This window comes from Nostoc cf. commune SO-36, from assembly GCF_023734775.1.
Classification (GTDB): Bacteria; Cyanobacteriota; Cyanobacteriia; order Cyanobacteriales; family Nostocaceae; genus Nostoc; species Nostoc commune_A.
Map to the genome: position 1 here is coordinate 4,081,781 of NZ_AP025732.1, position 22,184 is coordinate 4,103,964.

Annotated in this window: 12 protein-coding genes and 5 pseudogenes; 8 read left to right on the forward strand and 9 right to left on the reverse strand. The window is 41.9% G+C overall.

Going from position 1 to position 22,184, the window contains the following annotated elements:
- Nucleotides 1-8: 8 nt before the first annotated feature.
- Nucleotides 9-4,024, reverse strand: a pseudogene (locus tag ANSO36C_RS18420) (hypothetical protein).
- 484 nt (nt 4,025-4,508) lie between these two features.
- Here ANSO36C_RS18420 and ANSO36C_RS18425 point away from each other — a divergent pair.
- The 6 genes and pseudogenes from ANSO36C_RS18425 (at nt 4,509) to ANSO36C_RS18450 (ending at nt 10,842) form a co-directional block, all read left to right on the forward strand.
- A complete protein-coding gene (locus tag ANSO36C_RS18425) occupies nt 4,509-5,210 on the forward strand; it encodes a Crp/Fnr family transcriptional regulator (protein ID WP_251955713.1) in 702 nt (233 codons plus the stop codon).
- Between the two features lie 224 nt (nt 5,211-5,434).
- Nucleotides 5,435-6,176: pseudogene (locus ANSO36C_RS18430) on the forward strand (DUF2232 domain-containing protein).
- A 77-nt stretch (nt 6,177-6,253) separates the two neighbouring features.
- Nucleotides 6,254-7,460 (forward strand): annotated as a pseudogene (locus ANSO36C_RS18435) (nicotinate-nucleotide--dimethylbenzimidazole phosphoribosyltransferase).
- Between the two features lie 459 nt (nt 7,461-7,919).
- A pseudogene (locus tag ANSO36C_RS18440) lies at nt 7,920-9,490 on the forward strand (metallophosphoesterase).
- A gap of 47 nt (nt 9,491-9,537) precedes the next feature.
- Nucleotides 9,538-10,297 (forward strand): annotated as a pseudogene (locus tag ANSO36C_RS18445) (YebC/PmpR family DNA-binding transcriptional regulator).
- A 344-nt stretch (nt 10,298-10,641) separates the two neighbouring features.
- Nucleotides 10,642-10,842 carry a hypothetical protein gene (locus ANSO36C_RS18450; protein WP_251955714.1) on the forward strand — a complete coding sequence of 67 codons (201 nt, stop codon included), beginning with the start codon at nt 10,642-10,644 and terminating at the stop codon, nt 10,840-10,842.
- Between the two features lie 170 nt (nt 10,843-11,012).
- Here ANSO36C_RS18450 and ANSO36C_RS18455 read toward each other — a convergent pair whose 3' ends face one another.
- Nucleotides 11,013-11,450 carry a CAAD domain-containing protein gene (locus tag ANSO36C_RS18455; protein WP_251960367.1) on the reverse strand — a complete coding sequence of 146 codons (438 nt, stop codon included), beginning with the start codon at nt 11,448-11,450 and terminating at the stop codon, nt 11,013-11,015.
- 944 nt (nt 11,451-12,394) lie between these two features.
- Here ANSO36C_RS18455 and ANSO36C_RS18460 point away from each other — a divergent pair.
- The gene (locus ANSO36C_RS18460) at nt 12,395-14,119 is read left to right on the forward strand and encodes a sensor histidine kinase (RefSeq protein ID WP_251955715.1); all 1,725 of its coding nucleotides are present in this window, start codon (nt 12,395-12,397) and stop codon (nt 14,117-14,119) included.
- Nucleotides 14,120-14,246: 127 nt separating this feature from the next.
- On the opposite strand, the gene ANSO36C_RS18465 is transcribed toward ANSO36C_RS18460, so the two are convergent.
- Genes ANSO36C_RS18465 through ANSO36C_RS18475 form a run of 3 tightly spaced genes read right to left on the reverse strand, consistent with a single transcriptional unit; the run spans nt 14,247 to nt 16,261 of the window.
- Nucleotides 14,247-14,948: a carbonic anhydrase gene (locus ANSO36C_RS18465; protein ID WP_251960368.1), complete on the reverse strand. Its 702-nt coding sequence runs from the start codon at nt 14,946-14,948 to the stop codon at nt 14,247-14,249.
- Nucleotides 14,949-14,976: 28 nt separating this feature from the next.
- Nucleotides 14,977-15,288, reverse strand: a complete 312-nt coding sequence (locus ANSO36C_RS18470) for a P-II family nitrogen regulator (protein ID WP_251955716.1) — start codon at nt 15,286-15,288, stop codon at nt 14,977-14,979.
- 4 nt (nt 15,289-15,292) lie between these two features.
- Entirely contained in the window at nt 15,293-16,261 is a 969-nt protein-coding gene (locus ANSO36C_RS18475; RefSeq protein WP_251955717.1) for a sodium-dependent bicarbonate transport family permease, read from the reverse strand.
- A 567-nt stretch (nt 16,262-16,828) separates the two neighbouring features.
- Between ANSO36C_RS18475 and pcrA the strand changes: the two genes are divergently transcribed.
- Nucleotides 16,829-19,153, forward strand: a complete 2,325-nt coding sequence (gene pcrA, locus ANSO36C_RS18480) for a DNA helicase PcrA (protein WP_251955718.1) — start codon at nt 16,829-16,831, stop codon at nt 19,151-19,153.
- A gap of 56 nt (nt 19,154-19,209) precedes the next feature.
- Here pcrA and ANSO36C_RS18485 read toward each other — a convergent pair whose 3' ends face one another.
- The 4 genes from ANSO36C_RS18485 to ANSO36C_RS18500 form a co-directional block, all read right to left on the reverse strand.
- A complete protein-coding gene (locus ANSO36C_RS18485) occupies nt 19,210-19,503 on the reverse strand; it encodes an antibiotic biosynthesis monooxygenase family protein (protein ID WP_251955719.1) in 294 nt (97 codons plus the stop codon).
- A gap of 96 nt (nt 19,504-19,599) precedes the next feature.
- The gene (locus ANSO36C_RS18490) at nt 19,600-20,250 is read right to left on the reverse strand and encodes a retron system putative HNH endonuclease (protein ID WP_251955720.1); all 651 of its coding nucleotides are present in this window, start codon (nt 20,248-20,250) and stop codon (nt 19,600-19,602) included.
- Complete coding sequence (locus tag ANSO36C_RS18495) at nt 20,247-21,596, reverse strand: AAA family ATPase (protein ID WP_458368244.1); 1,350 nt, start codon at nt 21,594-21,596, stop codon at nt 20,247-20,249. Before ANSO36C_RS18495 ends, ANSO36C_RS18490 begins: the two co-directional genes overlap by 4 nt.
- Nucleotides 21,597-21,650: 54 nt before the next feature.
- Nucleotides 21,651-22,184 (reverse strand): GAF domain-containing protein, encoded by a 534-nt coding sequence (locus tag ANSO36C_RS18500; RefSeq protein ID WP_251955722.1) that lies wholly within the window; start codon nt 22,182-22,184, stop codon nt 21,651-21,653.

A 22,184-nucleotide genomic window follows, 5' to 3' on the forward strand; every position in this document is an offset into this window, starting at 1 on the left:
TACTAGTTTCAACGGTCAACCTCTAAGGCGAAATTCACCGTATATGGTTCCTCCAGCGATTGCTGATTACTAGCTTTGATCGCATCTAGATAGCGGCGCAAAGATAATAGTTGTTGGGTATTGGGACGATAAGTGAGACTCCCTTGTTTTTCAAAAAGAGGTGCCGTAGCGATCGCTTGATAGTCTGGATTGTCTTGTGAACTCTGGGTAAGCCAAGTTGAATCTGTAACTGAAGGTATCAAACCCGAAGGTAGTTCACCTTCCAAAAAAGCCAGCAGTCGTTGCTGACAAGTGCGAGTATTGATCCCACGACCCTCAAATAACTGGGTAATTTCACCAAAAGATACGGATCGGTCTGGTAGCAGTCGCAGCAATTCTGTAAAGAGAAAATAATCAGTATATTGTTGCCTAGGTATATCTAAAATTTGGGGATGCAGAGGTAGCATCGCCAAACCGTAAGCAACCCGACTGCAATTAGGAGCGCCGTTTTCGCCGAGGTATAAATCTTGAATAATCTTAGCGCTGGGGAGTTTTTGGCGTAACCAACGGTTCACCGTCCCGACACAAGCCACCCCACCAGTGAGAATAGCTTGATTAATGGCTTCTGTAGGGATACCACGAGCTACCAATAACTTGTTAAGTTCTCGGTTCAGGCGGCGCACAAAGGGGATAAATACCTGGCTTTCTAAGTCTCGTCGCTGCAAAATCCATCGCTGATCGGCTAATTCCAGAGTAAAAGAGTCTTGGTGTTGCAAAATCAGCTTTAGTGCTAATGCCGCATCTAATACTGCCTGTCCCAGTAAAGAACTTTCTAGACGCTGCTGGAGGCGAATACGAGCGGTAATATCTGGTTCTCCGACTCTGGGTAGTTCTAATTCTTCCAACCCTAAACTCTGCCAGTGCATTTGGTCTAAACCGGGAATTGACGGTTGCCATTGCCAAGGATTGCTGGCGGTAGTTTTGCCGTCGCTTGGTGTTTCTGAGCGTGATTGTCGAGATTTCGGTGGCAATAGCAGATGGCAAATAATATCTTGTTCAATTCCCTTGCCAGCATAAGCAAAACTGTGGAGCATGAAATCATTGTATGTCAATTGCGTCAAGCTTTCTGGTACATTCACCAACAACATTTCTGTGGCAGTTGTCCCAATGTTAATTACAAGGGTGTTGCCAACAATGGGATGTTCGCTGGTTTTTGCTGGATAAGAACCTTGAGCATCGCTTAATTTTACTTGCTCACCGTTAGCAGCATCGAGTTCTGGGAGTAGACTAGCGATCGCTTCTTCGACAAAAAAGACTTGCTGCGGATGTTGGATCAGCTTGCTAGTGAGTAAAGCTTCCCGCACGTTAAAGCGGTATTGTTCCGACCAGTTAGATGGACAGGTGCAAATTACACCAGCAATATTATTGATAATTTGGGGAAAATTTTGTTCGCTGATGCCAACAGCAGCAGCCATTAAACTGGGGGTGGTAGAAGTTTTTTCGGATTTGAGGGTTAATAGTAGCTTAGAGAGCGATCGCACTACCCAAATCAAAGGCCCTGCCGAAAATTCATTAATTGCAAAACAGGTTCCCATTTCTGTCGTTCACTCTTGTAGGGAATGGCTACTTGTAAATAAGGCTTCAGCTGCGCCGAGTAGAGATTATTTATCGTCGGATCTGCCGTTGATCTCGGTGTTGCAGGAGTGGTAGCCGAGCGATCGCTACCTTTATCTTGAGCAACAGCCGCAGGTGCTGTTTGCTCATGTGCTTCGATACTTTCATTTTCACCGTGGGGTATAGAAGCTGTAGGTAGATAAACCTCTGTTGGTAAACGAAATGATTGCTGGAAGGAACTTGTTTCCGGTGGATTTTCTGCTGACCAGTAGATAGGATGTACAACAAAAGTCGAGCGATTTAATAATGCGGCAGAAATTCCTGTTGTACCTAAATCAATTCCTAAATACCAAACTGATTCTTTAAAATCGGACGAAACTTCTGGATTATTTATGGAGTGAGAAATTGAAGGCAAAGAACTGTCTTGAAGCGGAGTTGTGACTTCCTCTTCTTTGTCAGTTTCTACCTGGGGAGCTTCTAAACTAACGAAAGCAGCAGCTGAGGTATCTTCTATTAATTGGAGACTTTCAGAGGAAGTTGTGGGGATTGTGTCTTGAGTTTTATCAATTAGTCCCGCGAAAATATCCAAGTTGGTAGCTGGTTGCGACTCAGAATTTAGCTGCTGATCAAAATTAGCCAAATCGCGATCTAATTGCTGCAACTGTTCTTCATCTAGGGAAATATCAGGTACTACTGGAGACTGGTTTGACTCAACAGAAAGCAAGTTTTCTTCTGGTGAAGCAGCAATGTAGCTATCTGAAGAAAGTTCTTGCTGATCATTGTTAATTAATACTTCCGATGTAGCGATTTCGGTAGGCTTCTCTACAAGACCCTGCGTGTAGCTTGCTTCCTCATAGGGGTATGCCAACGCAATTGCTGCTACTTCTGGAGTAACTTGTGCTGGACTTGTGACATCCTCCGCAAAAGATGATATATCCAGCCCTTGCTCATCACTACCTGTATCAGGCAATAAGTCAGTTAGGTTATTAATTGTATCAACATTAGGTGGCTGAGTGTCGGCTTCTACCGGGAAACTCTCTGTTTGTGGAGTAGAAAGGCTAAGAGGTGAGTCTAAGTCAGTATCCTCTGCAAAAAAGAGTTCTTCCTGTGGCTCTAATGAATCCGTGGTTTCTCCTAAAGTCTCTTGGGTTGATAAACTTGTATCTGGTGCTGCGATCGCAGAATCGACCGTTGGGGTAACAGGTGGGGCTTCAGCGATGTTTAACGGTGATGAAGAAACTGTGGATAAGTCATTTGTGGCAACATCGAGATTTGGATTATTAACATCACCAGCACCAAACAAACTGGCGTAAAGTTGGTCTACTTCATCACCAATTAAGGCAGAAATATCTTCCGGTAATTCGGTCAAGGTTTCAGAAGATTCAGACGAGTCTAAACCAAGCTGCAACATTGCTGCATCTAAATCCTCTGTGAGGGTAGTCTCCTGTTGCTCAAAATTAATAGTGAGTGGAGATGAAATTTCTGGCTGTATAATCTCCAAAGGTTGGGGTGCAACTTCAACAGCAATCTCGGCTGTTTCAGGCGATGATGCTAGTGTTTCAGATTCTATCCCCAAGAAAGATGGCTGGGAACTAGGGGGTTCTTGCTGCAAATACTGGGTGAAATTGTTCACAAAGCTGGTCATCAGCTGTTCACCTTGCATCCCCTGGCTATGCATTCTTGCCAGTGCTTGCGACAAGGATTCGTAATAAGTATTAATATTGCGCTGTAGTGCGTCAAATACTACATTTACCGTGCCATCTAGTGATAATAGGCGTTGATCCAACTCCCTGGCCAACTGTGTTAACTGCTCTAGACGCTCTGGGGATTCTAACAAAGGTTGAGTTGCAGATGCCTGATTAATTCCTCCTGAAGAACTAGAGGTATTTTCTCCCGTCTGTCCGATCAATGGCGTTAAAGTTGGTACTAGGCGACTCATGAGTACCTGTAAAAACTCGGTAATCATTTGCTCCTGGTTTGTCAACTGCTGCGCTAAGGAGTAGTTTTGCAAACGCTTTTGTTCTAGCTGGCGAATTTCCTGTATGAGAGTGGTTCGCTCTTGCAAGAGCAATTCTAATTCCGATCGCAACGGCTGAATCAATCTCGAAAATTCATTTTTTAATTCTCCTGTACTAACAGTACTCTCTTCCTGGGTGGGTTCTAGCGGCAGTAGTGGATACTGGTTATTGCCGCGATCAATAAATTTTGTTAACAAAGGCGAACGCGGTTCTTCAAAAGACTGATTTGGGATGCCGCTTTCTAATGCTTCTTTTTCTTGTAATTTCACTAAGAAGCCGCGAATTCGTTCTAAAACTTCTTTAGGCTCTTGCGCCTGACCAGACAGAAATCTAGACAGGCGCTTGCCACCGCTAGCAAGTAAGTTGTCAATGTCTGCGATCAGCTTGGAAATTTCGTCTGTACTAAAAGTCACTTTTATTACCTTATCTAAAAATTTATGCCAATTAATGTGACAATTACTTTACAATCACCGTCTCCCTAAGGGGAAGCAAGCTACGCGCCGCGTCGACCAGAGGAGAGGTTTTGAGTAGTAAAAGCCAAGTTTGGACTTGTGACTGTCATTATGTTATGGATTACTGAGAGCCGTGGCAATCTTCAGTCAGCATTTGTGTGAAAAGCTTATTTTTGCAGGTTATCAAGAAAGGTAGCGAACCCAGAAGCAAGCTAGGCATAACAACTCTTAGAAATGCTATGCCGAATGTCTCTCGTAGAGAAGACTTTACGCTGCGCTATCTGCCTTTCTTGGTAAAAATTGTTTAGAAAGACCTTCTGGTCGCTTTCTTATGTAGCATAGTTTAGTGTTCTCTTTGAAAGGGAGCTGTGCTTTGATAGCTTAGGCTAAAAATGGCGCCCTTGTTTGTTGTGTGTATATAGCAGCTTGAATTAAAGATGTCGTAATGGAAGACAGATATAGCTTGCAAGCACAGGCTAATCCCTGGATGATCACCTCCGCTCCCTTTTTTCAAGGGTTGCCAGAAACTGCTGTAGAATTAGCCCTTGTCCATCTTGTTACCCGTACCCACCCAGCCAATCAGGTAATTCTACTGGAAAATGACTGGGGCGGTTCTGTGTACTTTATTATGGATGGATGGGTAAAAATTCGTACCTATAATCTGGAAGGAAAAGAGGTAACGCTGAATATTCTTGGCAAAGGGGAATTGTTTGGTGAAATGGCCGCGCTAGATGAAGTACCTAGATCCACAGATGTGATTACCTTGGCCCCAACAATAATTGGGAGTATGCCTGCTCAAGATTTTGTCAAGCTACTTCAGGTAGAACCCTTGGCAGGAGTTCGATTAGCGCAACTAATGGCACGACGTTTGCGGCAAGTAAATCGCCGATTGCGGTTGCGGGAATCTGATAGCCAGTCAAGAGTAGCAGATACTTTGCTATTTTTGGCAGAAGGACAAGGAAAAAAAGGGCAGACAGGAACTGAAATCCCTAATTTACCTCATCGTGAATTAAGCAGTTTGAGCGGACTGGCGCGGGAAACGGTGACACGAGTATTGACAAGGCTAGAAAAAAAAGGCTTGATTAAACGGGATCAAGACACTATTTGTGTTCCCGATTTGTCAGCCTTAGAAAGAATGATCGTTTAACAGATCGCGGCCTTTGCTTCCCCAACTTCTCTACGAAAGGCTACGTAAAAAGCTAAGAAAAGTTGGTGAGGAATGAGCGCTTCGGAACTGAGTACTGGGTACTGGGTACTGGGGAAGAAATTCTTTTAAGATTTGGTTGGGGTATAAATTCCCATCCAGATTTTGCCAATGTCCAGTAAAATCAGCCCCCAATCTCGAATTCCCAGTTTAAGAACTTATCAGATATGAGTATTTTAGATTCTCTGCCAGATGAGCCGGAGGAAGATCCATCCCCTGAGTCTCCAATTCCTCAGAATCATTGGTTAGACAAAGAACAGCAATTAATGCCTCCTCAACTCAAGGCTGATGCGCCCTTGAGAATGGTGGAAACGGCATTTTTAGCAAGTACCGCTAGCTTAATTTGGTTTATTAATTTTTACTTTCCTTTGGGCCCAGTTTTACGGATATTTTTTCCAGTGCCGATCGCTCTAGTTTATCTGCGTTGGGGCAAACGTGCGGCGTGGATGGCAGCACTTACTTGCGGGTTGCTGCTGACTGTATTGATGGGGCCAGCCCGTAGTTTACTGTTTGTCATGCCCTACGGGTTCATGGGCGTGCTTTTGGGAGCAACATGGTATCGCCGTCGTGTTCCCTGGATTGTTTCTATCAGCTTGGGTACGTTGTTGGGTACTTTGGGAGTATTTTTTAGGCTGTGGCTGTTGTCTGTTTTGTCAGGTGAAGACTTGTGGATTTATGTAATTACCCAGGTGACTGAGTTCATTGAGTGGGCATTTTTGAAGTTGAGTTTGTTGACGACTCCCAGTGTTTTTTTTGATTCAAGTGGGAGCGATCGCTTTAATTTTACTCAACAATTTTATCTACCTTTTTGTGGTACACCTGGCAGCGTGGTTCCTTTTTGAACGTCTCGGCAACCCCATTCCCCGTCCCCCACGCTGGGTACAAGTCCTGATGGATTATGACGGATAGTTATTTGTCATTTGTCATTTGTCATTTGTTATTTGTCATTGGTTAAATGATAAGTCCTAACTAATCCCCAATGCCCCATGCCCAATGCCCAAATTCGTATTTATACCCAAAAAGAACAAGGTGAAGAATGGCTGCGACGCTATCGTGGTTGTCTACCTGTATTTGCCTGTGTTTTAGGATTTACTGAAACTGGTTTAATTCCAGGGATTTCCGCAGCTGGACGCACTCCAGAGGATCGGAAATATACTGCTTGTGCCGATGCCGAGTTTTTGTATTATGGCGCAAAACATAAAGCTCAATATCCCCTACCGCCATTAGCGGCTGGCGCTTCACCTGTGCTGATTTCTCGTGCTGTCTTTGAGTCATTAAAGATACCAGTTCATTTGTTTAATGCTGGTTTACCGCAGCCTCCTGCTGTACCAGTAGTTGATTTAGGTGGCGCTCCAGCTAAGTGTTTAAGTGGAGGTGCTGCTATGGAAATCGCAACGGTACAGCACTTGCTTGAACAAGGGCTACTTTGGGGAGAACGCCTTGCTGCCAATATCCAACAGGGGTATCTGATTATCGGTGAGTGCGTCGTTGGAGGTACTACAACTGCCCTGGCAATCTTAACTGGTTTAGGTATAGAAGCTGCCGGAAAAGTTAACAGTAGTCACCCTGTTTGTAACCATGAGCAAAAGTGGGCACTAGTCCAAACTGGGTTGGAGAAGATGAGGGGGGGCAGGGGGCAGGGGGCCAGGGGGAGCAGGGGGAGCAGGGGAAGAAAATTTTACGTCCTCGTCATCCTCCTCATCTTCCTCAGTTAACCCTTTACAACTTGTTGCTGCTGTGGGTGATCCCATGCAAGTAGTGGTAGCTGGAATGGCGATCGCTGCTAGCCGTAGTTGTGGTGTAATGCTTGCTGGTGGGACGCAAATGCTGGCGGTTTATGCGCTAATGAGTGCGATCGCCCAAGCTTACGCCTTATCATGGCAACCAGAAGAAGTAGTTGTAGGCACAACCCGTTGGGTGGCAGAAGACCCTACTGGCGCTACAGTTGACTTAGCCCTCAATTTAGGAAAAGGCAGCTTAACTCATAGTGGAAGAATCCCTCCTCTATTAGCAACTCATCTAAGTTTTGCTGATTCTCGTTATCCCCAACTGAGAGCTTATGAGCAAGGTTTTGTGAAAGAGGGTATTGGTGCTGGAGCCGCTTGCATAGCCGCCCATCTTAGCCAAGATTGGCAGCAACACCAACTTTTGGCAGCTATTGAAGCCCAACTAGAAAGCCTAATACCAATTTAAATCAATTCGCAATTCGCAATTCGCAATTCGCAATTACGTGTTGTAACGGGGATTTAGACCCCGCCACAACACTTGCGGCTTGATAAAAGCCGGGGATTTAAATCCCTGCACTTTGTTAAATAAAGAATGCGACAAATAGACCATTTGTAGAGACGCGATTCATCGCGTCTTTACCCAAAGATGTGTTGCAATCATTAATTGAATTGGTATAAGTACAGCATTCAAATAGGTTCATCACAAGTCGATGCAATCAAGTTGCAGGTCGATGCAATCAAGTTGTAGGTCGATGCAATCAAGTTGCAAGTCAAAAGGCTTGTGTGTACACCGTAGCTTTTTAGGAGAGAAGCCAAGGTTTATTGGATGCAAACGAGAACCGCTATAAACATAGTATTTTAAAATCAAATTCTTATTATTTCGTTACAATCTGCTTATGCGTTAGGCATTCAAGAGTTATCAGCCATGAAATTGATTTCCGAACCACCGATTCCTGTAAAAATTCAAAAGATGAAGGAACGGGTGCGGTGGATGCATCCAAGTTTTGTGCAACGGGGAATTGACCAAACCAGTATAGTTATTGACGATGGCAAGCAGGATAGTCCAGAGTTTTCCTTCATGGTTATTGGTGATTCTGGCACTAAATCCCATTCTCGCCACCACCCCCAACGAAAAGTTGCCGAATTGATGCTTCCTCACCGCGACGATTGCAGTTTTGTGTTGCACACGGCCGATGTGATTTATGTGGTGGGTTCGCAAGAGTATTATTCAACAAACTTTATTGAGCCTTATCGGGAATTTCTTGTCGGTGGCGATAACCCGAAAAGCATTCCTTATGACCGCATGGTGTTTAATCTGCCGTTTTTGCCAGTACTTGGTAATCATGATTATTACGATGTGCCATTGATGTACCGTTTATTTACTGGAACAACATCGTCACTACGTCGCCTGTTCCGCTACAAAGATATTGAGATTGGCTGGCATGGATCATACCAAGGTAATGCTTACGCACGGGCATTTATGGACTATACAGGGGCGATCGCTTCCCACAAGAGTTAGAACGTCATTTAGATCGGCACTATACTGCTAAGACCGACACAGGGCGCTGTTTGCGTTATGAACCTGGACAGTTTACCCGCTTACCCAATCGCTATTACACCTTTCGTTACGGCGGGATAGATTTTTTCGCACTGGATTCTAATACCTTTAATACACCGTCACCCTTGCCTGAAACTCAAGAGGGGGAAATTTACCGCCAGGAATTGCAAAAGCGTCGCCATGAAATCGATCGAGAAGAATTGCAGATTTTGAAAATATGCGATGGACTCAACCCAGATAAACCCACCGAAGCGGAACAACTCGATGAACTTAGCGCCAAATTAGACCAAATAAATGAGATCAAAATCGACATTGAGAAACAACTAGCATCTCAGAAAATGCCTGCGATCGACTTTGAACAACTTGAATGGTTGCGAAGCAGACTAATTGAATCTTGGAACACCTCAGAAGTGCGCGGACGCGTAATCTTTTTCCACCATCCCCCCTACGTCACAGAAGCTACCAAATGGAATCAGGCACAAACCTTGGCGGTTCGCCACCGCTTGCGCTGGGTGTTTGAACGAGTGGCAGAAACTCTTGGTTCTCTAATTAAAGAACGTCCCATAGTTGATTTGATTTTAAATGGTCACGCTCACTGTTTGGAGCATCTTTGCACAACTGATACCGGATTTGCTGACTCTCACATTAACTGCATTATCTCTGGTGGTAGTGGTCATCGTCCCCGTTATCAAAGGCGAGAGGGGACTGAATTGATGGAAACTTTTGCAGAAATTGCAGGTAAAACCACTCGAAAAGTTGCGGATTCAACGCTTTTTGTGGGGCGTCATGACTACAATTCCCAAAACCGACTACCTTACTCATGCGTGCGGATTGATGTTCTTGATGGTTGTCCGCCCAAGTTTATTATCAGACCACTAATTACTGAACGGGTTGAAGAAGAGTGGCATAATAGCGAACTTGAATCTTTTGTAATTTAAACGCGAATATATCCTAGTCTGGAATAGAGTTTTGATAATTTCAAATTATGGCAGGACACAGTAAATGGGCAAATATTAAGCGCCAAAAAGCCGTAGTAGATGCAAAAAAGGGAAAAACCTTTACTCAGTTATCCAGGGCGATTATCGTTGCTGCTAGAAGCGGAGTACCAGATCCGGCGCTGAATTTTCAACTTCGCACGGCAATTGACAAGGCAAAGGCTGCGAGTATCCCCAATGATAATATTGAACGAGCGATCGCTAAAGGTGCAGGTACTTTTGGCGGTGATAATGCTACCTTTGAAGCGATTCGCTACGAAGGTTACGGCCCCGGTGGTGTAGCGATTTTAATTGAAGCCCTCACAGATAATCGCAATCGCACGGCTGCTGACTTGCGTGTAGCTTTTAGCAAGAATGGTGGCAATCTTGGCGAAGTAGGTTGCGTTAGTTGGATGTTTTGACCAAAAAGGCGTTTGTGTAGTGCAGGATGTGGTTAACGAAGAACAGCTTTTAGAAGCATCCCTCGAAGGCGATGCCCAGTCTTATGAGATGACTGAAGATGAGATGGCTGAGGTATTTACTGACATTGGCAATTTAGAAACCCTTAGCCAGACACTCAAAGAGCAAGGTATTAAGGTAATTGATGCCGAATTGCGCTGGATTCCCAGTAATAGTGTAGAAGTTACCGAACCGGATCAGGCGCGATCGCTTTTCAAGCTAATTGATACTCTAGAAAGTTTGGATGATGTACAAAACGTCACAGCTAACTTTGAAATATCAGAAGAATTGATGACTTTGAGTATTTCTTAATCAAAATTAACGCAGGTATCATAGCCAAATATAGCGATTTTCATTTGAATGAGGCACAGGGTAGGTTAGCACTAAAACTTTTCAAAAATCCTCTAGGTTCTATCTCAATACGGTTCAGTTAAGGCTAAAACTCTGTTATCAAATTCAACTTTTTAACGAACCGCCAAGGCGCAGAGGACGCAGAGAGAAGAATGAGAAGGAAAAAATTGCTTAACTAACTGTATTGGGTTCTATCTGTATTTTATAGATATAAAATTAGACATGAAAGATTCATATCAATTACAAACTGATGACATATAGCTATTGGATAGTTAGATTGTTGATTACCTGATGAGGATTTCTAAGTGAATAAATTCGCTAAAGCTTTACTTTTGGCTTTGATTTTTGCTGCACCTCTAAGCGCTTTTGCATCTGAAGCTCAAGCTAAAACTGTCTATACTCATAACGTCGTAAAAAGTGCTAAAGTTCATCAGAATAAACATTATAAACATCACAAAAATCACAAGCATCATGCTAAAAATGTAGCTGTTAAAGCTCATAAATAGTTACTATTACTTGCAAAAGTTCTTAGTAACTCTCTAATCAAGTTGAGGATTTGGAGAGAAGTCCGAACGCCGGCTTCCAGCGTTCAGACTTCGACAATTTGGAATTAGAGCGTATTTCTACACAGGAGCAAGCTAGACGTAGCGTCTCATAGAGAAGCGATAATTAGATATTAAGCTTCTGGAATTTCTTTACCAACAACTTGTGATTTAAGAGTGGTGATTTCACTAGTTAACTCTTTCCTTGTTGAGGCTTTGAGTAAATAGCGGTAAACAAACCACGCAGAGTAGCCAATACCAATCAACTCAAAAGTAGGTGCTACCAAGGGAATATCATTCAAAGCATCTAATATTGCCAAGAGTACTTTAACCCCAACAATAGACCCCACAATTAAACCAAGTGTTACTAGGGGTTGCTTATATTGATTAAAAAAGCTTCCTAGATATTCTGGTAATGTTGCTAAAAACGTAGAAACTTGCTCTCCGTATTTTAGCCATTCGTCCTGAGACTGTGCAGGAGGCTGAAGTTTTGTGATGGTTCCCGTCTGGTTGTTGATTTCTGCCACTGTAGCCTCTTTGGATGCGGTTTCGGTAAATTCTTGTTCTGGCATTTTCACTCCCATTAATTTGACAGTTGAGTTTTTCTAATCTGGATAATTACAACCAAAAGGCTGTTGATTAGGTAATGCACAAGTGCATCAGTTCAATTGGGCTAAGGACACAAAAAGGTTATCGTGTCCTATAACCATAATTGCCTCGTAATAGCTACTGCATCAACTACAAGGTAGACAGTCAGTAGGAGGATAGAACTCAGAATGCAGCAAGATGTATTATAATCAACTTCCTGAGTTCTATTTTTGGAATCATCTGGAATCCTCAGGTTGTGATTATCCCATTCCGTGTCATTTGCTCATAATCGTACTAAATCTAAGTACAAATCATGCAAAAATATGTCTAGCTCTCATTTATATAAGGCTAGAAGCCGATTTTATCTGATATTAGAGTAATTTTCAGCCGCGATCGCCAATTAAACCATTCGTAATTGATATTAGTACGTAATAAAAGTTTTTATGTATTCATATAAACTAGACTTTTAACTTATTTTATGATATGAACGCTTGGGAGATGAGGGAAAAGTAATCAATACCCAATGCCCTATACCCCATACCCAACAAATGAGCAAACCTTTTGTTCTTTCCTGATTATATTACTTTTATAAGGAAGCATTAAGGTAGAGTAGTGGCGTACCTGATGGCAAGAATGCTATCAAGCGCATATTGAGGAAAATACTGTAGTAAGGAGAAGGCGGGACTTGAATGCAAGAAGTTATTCGTTGCTGCTGAAAAAAGTGAATCCTGTTCCCTAGCAGTAATTTTACTTATAGTTAGTGTAAGAAAAAACGCTGCCATAGCATAGGGCTATACTAATTATCTAATAAGCAATGATTTGCTCTTGCTATAAAACAAGATAATGTAGATGTTAATCACCAATTGAAGTGTTTCCACAAGTTAGGCTAATTTGATTATTTTTGCGGGAAGGCAAGGAGGTTTGAGAAATGCCAACTCAAAAGCCAACCCCTATTGACAGCAGTTCAGAAAGCAAAAAAGTGTCAGCCGAAGAGCCATCGACAGACGAACTACCGACTATAGAATTTCCCTCAAGAGGGAAGCTCAAAGCCAGTTCTTGGCGCATCCATCAAAAAATTGGCTATGGATACTTTGTAGCTATTGGAATTGGCTTTTTTGGCTCATTGACTGGCTTAGTGATCGCTAATTACTACCGGGGAAGGGAAGTCAGACAGTTCAATCAAGCTTATGAACAAGGACAATTACTCAGTAATTATAGAGATGCAGTAGTAGGGGCACAATTGCATAGCTCTAACCTTGTTGCTGTATTAGAAAATTCACAACAACTACAAAGCAAAAAAGCCGATTTTCTGAAGAATGTTGAAAAAGCCCAGCAATTAGAGTCAAAAATTGCCGGATTTATCGACAGTAAGCCTAAAAGACTAGCGGCAACAAGTTCGACTTTACAGACCTTATTGCTGAATTACAAGAATAATTTAAAAGCCTACGTTGAGCAAATCGAGGTTGTCTTACAAAAAATTGACTCCCAACCAGCGCAGCCTCAGCAAATTTCTGCTGCCCGATCGCAGTTATTAACAATAATGCGTGGTGAAACAGCTATAAGGCTAGAACAGCTTTCGCAAAACTTGGCCAACATCCTGCAAACTGCTGAAGATCAAGAGCAAGAAAGGCAAAAAGCCGTTGAGCAAGCAAAAGTAGTTGAGCGCTTCATCGTGATTTTGAGTATGCTGGTTTCGGTAGCGATCGCAGCCATTGTAGCTTGGCGTACCAGTCGAGCGATCGCGGAACCAGTGATCACTGTCACCCAAGTGGCTGAACAAGTGGCGCGGAAACATAATTTTGATTTGCGAGCGCCTGTTACTACTGAAGATGAAATTGGCCTACTCGCCAAATCTTTAAATCGTCTGATTGAGCGAGTATCCGAGCGAACCAAAGAACTACAGCAAGCTAAAGAGTTAGCTGAAGCTGCTAGCAAAGCAAAAAGCGTATTTTTAGCCAATGTCAGCCACGAATTACGCACACCACTAAATGCTGTCATTGGCTTGAGCCAACTACTAGAAGACGACGCTACCGATCTTGGTTTATCGGCAGACTTTATCACAGACTTAGAAACAATTAACGCTGCTGGTAAACATCTACTGCACTTGATTAACGAAATTCTCGACTTGTCAAAAATTGAAGCCGGGAAAATGACTCTCTATCCAGAGACATTCGAGATTGCAAATCTGATTCATAACATTGTCCTCACAGTCAAATCAGCGATCGAAAAAAATGCCAATGTTTTAGAAGTGCATTTTGATGAACAACTTGGAACAATGTACGCCGATCAAACTAGGATGCGGCAGGTATTATTAAACTTATTGAGCAACGCCAGTAAATTCACTACAAACGGCAAGGTGACGCTGACAGTCAAAAGAGAAAAGGATGAATTACGACTAGATGCTCCTTTGGGGATGATTACTTTTACCGTTACCGACACAGGTATCGGTATGTCTAATCGTCAACAGCAGCAGTTATTTCAACCTTTTACCCAAGGAGATACTTCGACTACGAAAAAGTATGGAGGTACGGGACTGGGATTAGCAATTAGCCGCCACTTTTGTCAGATGATGGGTGGTGAAATTATTGTCAAAAGTCAGCCAGGAGTTGGCTCTACTTTTACTATTCGTCTGCCAATGACTGTACAGGATTGAATGGGAATTGAGAATTAGGAATTGGGAATTGGGAATTGGGGAAAGACTTATTGTAAGTTTTAAACTTTTGTCCCCTTGTCCCTTTGTCCCCTTGTCCCCTTGTCCCCCTGCCCCCTCATCTCCCAAACTAAGTAATAATATTTACCCTTCCAGTATCCAAGTCGTAACGACCGCCCACAATTCTCAATTTACCTGACTCCACCTGCTCAGTTAAAAGCTTTGATTTGTGCAAACGTTCAATCTGATATTGCACATTTGCCACCACACCATTTTCAACCGCATCACCAGGCTGATCTTTGACTTTTTTCAGTGCTGGCTTAATTGCCTGAACAAAAGTACTAATATCACCAGGTAACGATTCCTTTTTTACAGCTGCGGTTACAGCCCCACAACGCTCATGACCCATCACCATCAGCAGTGGAGAGCCTAACAAGACAACGGCATATTCAATACTACCGATCGCTTCATGTGTGGCAATATTTCCGGCAATCCGAACATCAAAAATATCCCCAATGCCTTGATCAAAAACAATTTCTGCGGGTACTCGTGAATCAGCACAACTAAGAATAGTTGCAAATGGATGTTGAACTTGAGCAACTTCCTGCAACCGTAGCGCTGATTGATCGGGGTGTTGGAGGTGATGATCGATAAATCGCTGATTTCCCTCCATCAGCTTTTGTAAGGCGGCATCAGGAGTAAGAGATTGAGTGGGGGCTGGGTGTGCTTCGTCAGCTTTAGCCTGTTCTACCCGCCAGAGTAAATCACTGGCAGTTATCGCCATTCCAAATGCCCCGGTGATTCCCAACTTTAAAAAGTTACGACGTTCCATGAAATGCTTCATTGAATTTACAACTCTCTTACATCGAAGCAACACATCTGACAGAGCGAATTTCCATTACATCGGAAACGTAGCAAGTACCACCAAACTTGTTGAGAAGTGGTTTGATATTTTCTACAACACGCTTGAGTTGTTCTGGCATACAAAACGCGAGGATGTAAACATTATCAAGCATGGTCATGTCTAAATCTTCTGTCGTTCCTCGTAATCCTTTGCCAGCAACATTTCGGATTACGGCATGGCTATGTACACCAGACTTGTCTAAATTATCTAAAATTTTGGCAAGTTCAAAGGAGTTAGCAATAATTTCTATCTTTTTAACTACGTGCATATTATTAGCTCCAAAATAGGTTAATTCCGTAGAGATATAACGGAATTCCCACAATAATATTGAACGGAAATGTCACCGCTAGAGCGGTAGAAACATACAGGCTAGGATTTGCTTCTGGAACAGTCATCCGCATAGCTGCTGGGACAGCAATATAAGAAGCACTGGCACACAATACAGCGAATAATAGCGAATCTCCGCGAGGCATACCGATCAATTTGGCGATCGCTAACCCAATACCTGCATTGAGTATAGGAATTAGTATGGCAAATAAAATTAGGAAAACTCCGGTTTTTTGCAAGTCTTTAATTCTTCTCGCAGCCACCAATCCCATGTCAAGTAAAAAGAAGGTGAGAACGCCATAGAATAACCCTTGAGTAAAGGGTTCTAATACTTTCCAACCGCGTTCACCTGTCAACACACCTATAAATAGACTACCTACTAATAGAAAGACTGAACTATTAAGAAATGCTTCTTGCAAAACTTCCGGCCACGAAAGCTCTCGCTTTCCATCAACGGCGAATATGTTCACCAAAATTAGACCAACTATAATCGCTGGAGATTCCATCAGGGCTAGGGCTGCCACCATGTAACCATCAAAAGCAATGCCAAGCTCAGTTAAAAAAGCGCTAGCTGTGATGAAGGTGACGGCACTGATAGAACCGTAGGTTGCTGCGATCGCAGCCGCATCGTAAGTATCCAATTTCCACTTCAGGATAAAAAAGGTGTAAATTGGCACAATGCAAGCCATCATCATTGCTGCTGCAAGTGTGAGAATTACCTCCTGAGTTACACCGCTTTTAATTAGTTCTACCCCTCCCTTAAAACCAATGGCAAACAGCAGATACAACGAAAATAGTTTGGGAATTGGTGCAGGAATTTCTAGATCAGACTTGACAAAAACAGCAATCATGCCTAAAAAGAAAAACAGGATTGGCGGATTCAAAATATTGGATACAATTAAGCTGATATCCATATCCACCCCTTTTTGTATTGGTTAAACCTGAAATTAAAGAAATTTTTCATCTTTAAAAACTTAACGGTTGAATCGTGATGTATTGTGTATCGCTACCCGATGTCACTTGGGTACTCAAGGAGCGATCGTCCTATTGGTGACAATACTTATTCTTTAGGTGTTAAACAGTGCTGAGAACAAGAAAAGTGAGAACTTACCCAACATTTTTTGATGTTGGCTTCCCCGTCGCTGATCTTACGACAGAAAGTGTAGGGAGAACTTGCGCTCAACTTGTTTAGCGTAGAAAAAATTAACGTATTATAGGCTCAATTCATGAATTGCTCCTGCACAAATCTTGGTTAAATCCTAGTATTTTTTGATTTACAACAGTTTTGTAAATTCTGCTTGCTCAAAAGAACGGTCAGAAAAAACTTTTGTCAAGGTTATGATTCTCGCTTTGGCATTCCATAAAGATAATTTATTGACCAAGTTTCGTTAAGATATTGTAACCTGGGCAATAGCAACTCTCTATTGATGTGATGCCAGGCGTAGGCGTAGCCCGCCCTTAGACATCGCTTTTTCACATCCATGACAACAACCATCGACTTTCTCAGTCACCTTAACCCTAGCCAACGTCAAGCCGTCGAACACTACTGTGGCCCGTTGCTAGTTGTTGCTGGCGCAGGTTCCGGTAAAACACGAGCGCTAACTTATCGTATTGCGAATCTGATTCTGAAACACCGTGTTGATCCAGAAAATATCCTGGCGGTTACTTTTACCAATAAAGCCGCACGGGAGATGAAAGAACGGATTCAACGGCTGTTTGCAGAACAACTGGCAATGAAACAACACGGACAGCGATTGGATTTGTTGACAGAATACCAACAAACACAACTGCGATCGCAAGTTTACAAAAACACGATCAAAGATTTGTGGTGTGGCACTTTCCACAGTCTATTTTCTCGCATTCTCCGTTTTGATATTGAAAAATACGTAGACGAAAAAGGACGCAAGTGGAATCGTAATTTCTCTATTTTTGATGAATCAGATGTTATCAGTCTGATCAAAGAAATCGTTAATAAAGAGCTAAATTTAGACGATAAGAAGTTTGACGCTCGCTCTGTTCGCTACGCTATTAGTAACGCTAAAAACCAAGGTTTATCACCCCAAGAATTTGAGCAAGAACAACCCAATTATCGCGGAAGGGTGATTGCCCAAGTTTACAATTTATATCAAGATAAGTTAGCACAAAACAACGCTCTTGACTTTGACGATCTTATTCTTGTACCTACGAGATTATTTCAACAAAACGAGCAGGTACTGGGTTATTGGCATCGCAAGTTTCGTCATGTTCTCGTAGATGAATATCAGGATACTAACCGCACTCAGTATCAACTGATTAATTTATTAGTTACTAATGGCGAAACTAAAAAGAGTGAGTGGCAATGGGAAAATCGCTCAGTTTTCGTTGTCGGTGATGCAGACCAATCAATTTACAGCTTTCGGATGGCAGATTTCACCATCTTGCTAGGATTTCAGGAAGACTTTGGTGATGGTTTGGTAGATGATGACACCCGAACGATGGTTAAGCTAGAAGAAAACTATCGTTCTTGTGAAAACATTCTGCAAGCGGCTAATGAACTGATTGAAAATAACACCCAACGGATTGATAAAGTCCTGAAAGCGACGCGGGGGACGGGTGAGCAGATTACTTGTCACAAAGCCGATGAAGAACTTGCAGAAGCGGCATTTGTAATTAATCAAATTAGCACTTTAGAACAGCAAAATCCAGAGTTAAACTGGGGTAGTTTTGCTATACTTTATCGGACGAATGCTCAATCTCGTCCCTTTGAAGAATTGTTGGTGAAATATCAAATTCCTTACACAGTTGTGGGGGGAATGAGGTTTTACGATCGCAAAGAAATTAAAGATGTCGTTGCTTATTTAAGAGCGATAAATAACCCAGCTGATACAGTCAGTTTATTACGAGTTATTAATACTCCCCGGCGGGGAATTGGCAAAACCACTATTGACGCTTTGATGAACGCATCTCAGCAATTAGGGACAACTTTGTGGGAAATACTCAGCGATGAAACATCAGTTAATACATTAGCTGGACGGGCAACAAAAGCTGTAAATAACTTTGCCGCAATAATTAGCCGTTGGCAAGGACAAGTTGCTACGCTTCCGGTGACAGAGGTTTTGCAAGGAATATTAGAAGATTCTGGTTACGTTCAAGACTTGATGAATCAAGGCACGGATGAAGCCACAGATCGGGTACAAAACGTCCAGGAACTTTATAATGCCGCACTGCAATTTCAAGAAGAAAACGAAGAAATTTCCCTGCGAGATTTTCTGAGTAGCGCCGCCCTCAGTTCCGATTTGGATAACTTAAAAGAAGGACAGACAGCCGTTTCTTTGATGACTTTGCACGCTTCCAAAGGTTTGGAATTCCCCGTAGTGTTTTTGGTGGGATTAGAACAAGGGCTATTTCCCGGCTACCGTTCCCTAAGTGATCCCGCATCTTTGGAAGAAGAACGCCGCTTGTGTTATGTGGGGATTACTCGCGCCCAAGAAAGGTTGTATTTATCACACGCGCGGGAACGTCGTTTGTATGGTTCTCGTGAACCTGCGATGCGATCGCAATTTCTCGACGAATTACCAGAAGAATTATTATCTACCAAACGCGCAAGCCGTCAAAGTTATACCAAAAGTGCCTCTACTTCTAATGGTAAACAAGACACATCACAGAGTTGGCAAGTAGGCGATCGAGTATTACACAAAACTTTTGGGCTTGGTGAAATCACTCATGTTTTTGGAACAGGTAATAAAATGTCTGTAGCAATTAAATTTGCCAGCTTGGGGCAGAAAATTGTTGATCCAAGAGTAGCACAGTTGCAACGAGTAGAGTGATACAATCGCAGATCCCCGACTTCTTTAAGAAGTCGGGGATCTTGTTTTTTGGTTTTTCATATTTCAATTTCTTCAAAGTGTTCAACAGTAGGAAATGGCTCATAAAAATGATGCAGAAGTTTTTTCCATTCTTGATACTCAACAGAATTTCTAAATCCGATAGTATGAGATTCTAAAGTTTTCCATCTGACAAGTAATAAATATTTACCTTGGACTTCTATACATTTATGCAATTCATGGGATAAATATCCGTCCATTGAGGAAAGAATTTTAGAAGCTTTTTTGAAAGTAGCTTCAAAATCGGATTCTAGACCATGTTTAATAGGAAGTATAACTGCCTCAAGAATCATATAGTTTTGCAGTGACAATTAAGAAGCTAATATTATTTAGTATAAAGTGAATGTGATGTCTACGATAGTCTACGCCTACCTACATATTTTATTGAATCAAAAATAATTCTTGAGTAAATAGCTAATTGCCGCACAAAACGGAGTATGTTGTCCATCAACATCCGGTTTTTCATAACCTTCCGCAAGTAGTTTTATTTCTACTTCAGTTAAACCTTCAGTAGCTAGCAATGCAGCATCGATTGCTACTCTACGCATCTTTTGCAGTTTGTCAATGTCAAGTGCAAGCTTCTCAATTGTTGTTTCAGCAACAGCTTTTTTACCTGGATTATCTGTCGGTTGAATTTCACCAGAAGCAGGATATTTAAAAAAATCAGCACAGTTTATTTCCAAAGGTGAAACCATCAAATTTTCATCGTACCAATACTTTTTCTTATGTCCGCAATGCACGGGAACAGTAGGAGGTTCTTCTCTTTCTCCTTGACATGAAGCGAGGAGATTTGTGTACTCCAGTGCCAGATTGAGATAAGTACTACGAGGTTTGAGGTGTTCTATGTGGCTAGTTTTTCTAGTGATACGCATTCCACAATAGCAACAGATATATCCCTGTTCCTTCAGTAAAGCATCATGTACAACAGGTTTTTCTGGTGTTTGAAAATTATCATCCCAGCTAGGTTTCCAATCATCATTTTCTAGAGCCTTCCAGTTGGTAAATTTTTCTGGTTCTTGACTCTTTTTGATGTGCTTCATCGGTTGAGAATTTCCTTCCGCCGAATGAGTACATCCGCTTTGACAAACTCTGGCTCATCTGCTCCAATTTCAATAGTCAATTTTTGACGTAATTGCCTAGCACCTTCAATATTTCCAGCATCAATTAGTCGAAAAAGTTCTAAAAGACTTTGCTTAATTTCTTGCGGACGTTCTGGAACACCCATGAGGTCTTCTAAGATCCGATTGCTATCTCTCCCAAAGGAACTTTCTGGCCTTTTAGCAACAACACCTTGGTCTGTTTTTTCTAGAATGTAAATTCCTTCCGGTTTGACTTGGCTGAGTACTTGAGGCGAATGGGTAGTGACAATAAATTGGCAATTGGGGAATGTTCTTGTCAAAGCTGGAATGATTTCTCGTTGCCATTTGGGGTGTAAGTGTAACTCAATTTCATCAATTAAAACAACACCCTCACCTTCGAGTGGTTCTGTTAAACCTGGGTTAGCGATCGCTAATCGTCTTGCTAAATCTCCCACCATTGCCAGCAAGCATTTCTCTCCATCAGATAGCTGATTAACTATAAGTTGCTCACCTTTTTTTCTGACAGTCATTCGTAGGGGTGAACGCTCAACTCGCAAATTTAAGAATTCCGGTATCAATGAAGAGATAGCTTGTCTTACTGCTTCTAATTGTTTGTCTCGATAATCAGGGTTATCCCTTCGTCTTTCATTCTCTAAGTCTTCTCGATTTCTAAACCATTCAAAAAATGTTTTGAAGTCTATTCTTCCTCCTGTGAGTGCCTGCTCATAAGCATCTACTTGTTTAAAAGAATATGCCTCTGAAATTTCTAGAGGCATATCAATAACAGCACGATTAACGGGGTAATAAACTGCTAAAGGAATATTCGTATCAGCAATAGTTGCTAACTGATTGTTTAAGTTTTCAATAGCTATTTTTAGAGATTCTCTTAATTTGGTACGTATTGTTTTTGCTATCTCTGTACCCAGATTTTCACTTTCCATAAAAAGAGTCTCAATTTCCTCTCTTTTATATTTTTCTAGACTCTCCTTTATTTTTTTTTGTAAATCTAAAATGCTTTTGATATTATCTTGTAAATCATATTCACTCATTGACCAACTTAATTCTTGTAATTCTATAAGTACAGTAATTTTATTGAGTGTTCTTTCCTGTCCGTTTGTAACATCTTGCTTAATAAAGAAACGTAAAGACTCAAGTGAGTTTTGCATCTGTCCAGTAAACTGTGTTAGAAGAATAGCAAGACAGTCAAGAATACTCGATTTTCCCACACCATTGATACCAATAAGTACCGTTGGGACTGTTTCATCAAACTCCAACGTAAAATCACCGATTCCACGGAATGATTGCATTTTCAAGCGCTTGACTTTCATAGTTTTAACAACGCTGAATGTAATTTACTAAAGCTAATCAAAAGCAGACTTGACATAATCAACTGCAAAAGGTGTGATTTTATCGACAAGATTATTAATCACTCCTCGTTCATATTCAGTCCAAATTCTAGGATGACCAAAAATGCATGGTTGTAAAATTCCCCAGAGTTCACCATCCTGGCGGATATGGGCATGAATTAAGGCGCGATGTCCAAAATACTTCTGTTCAAATTCCCGATTTAAGACTTGAGGTTCAGCAGTTTCCACATCTTCGACAAAGATTGAAGGTTTGGCACGTAGCGCAGCCGCAAACATCGGATCATCATCTACTAAAGTTGGGGGTTGTGCTGCCCATTCTTCATTATAAACAGTAGGTACATCTGGAGTGCGAATCCAACAAAAGGCGACTCTACCGAGGTTATTTTGGGGATTATGCAGGTATAGAAAACATCTATCAGACTGTAGAAAATCGCCTATAGCTGGCAATAGTGCAGAAAATAGAGCATCTGGTGTTTGAGATGATTCTACAATATTTTTGAGTGCAGAAGGAAGTTCTTGCTGAGTCAT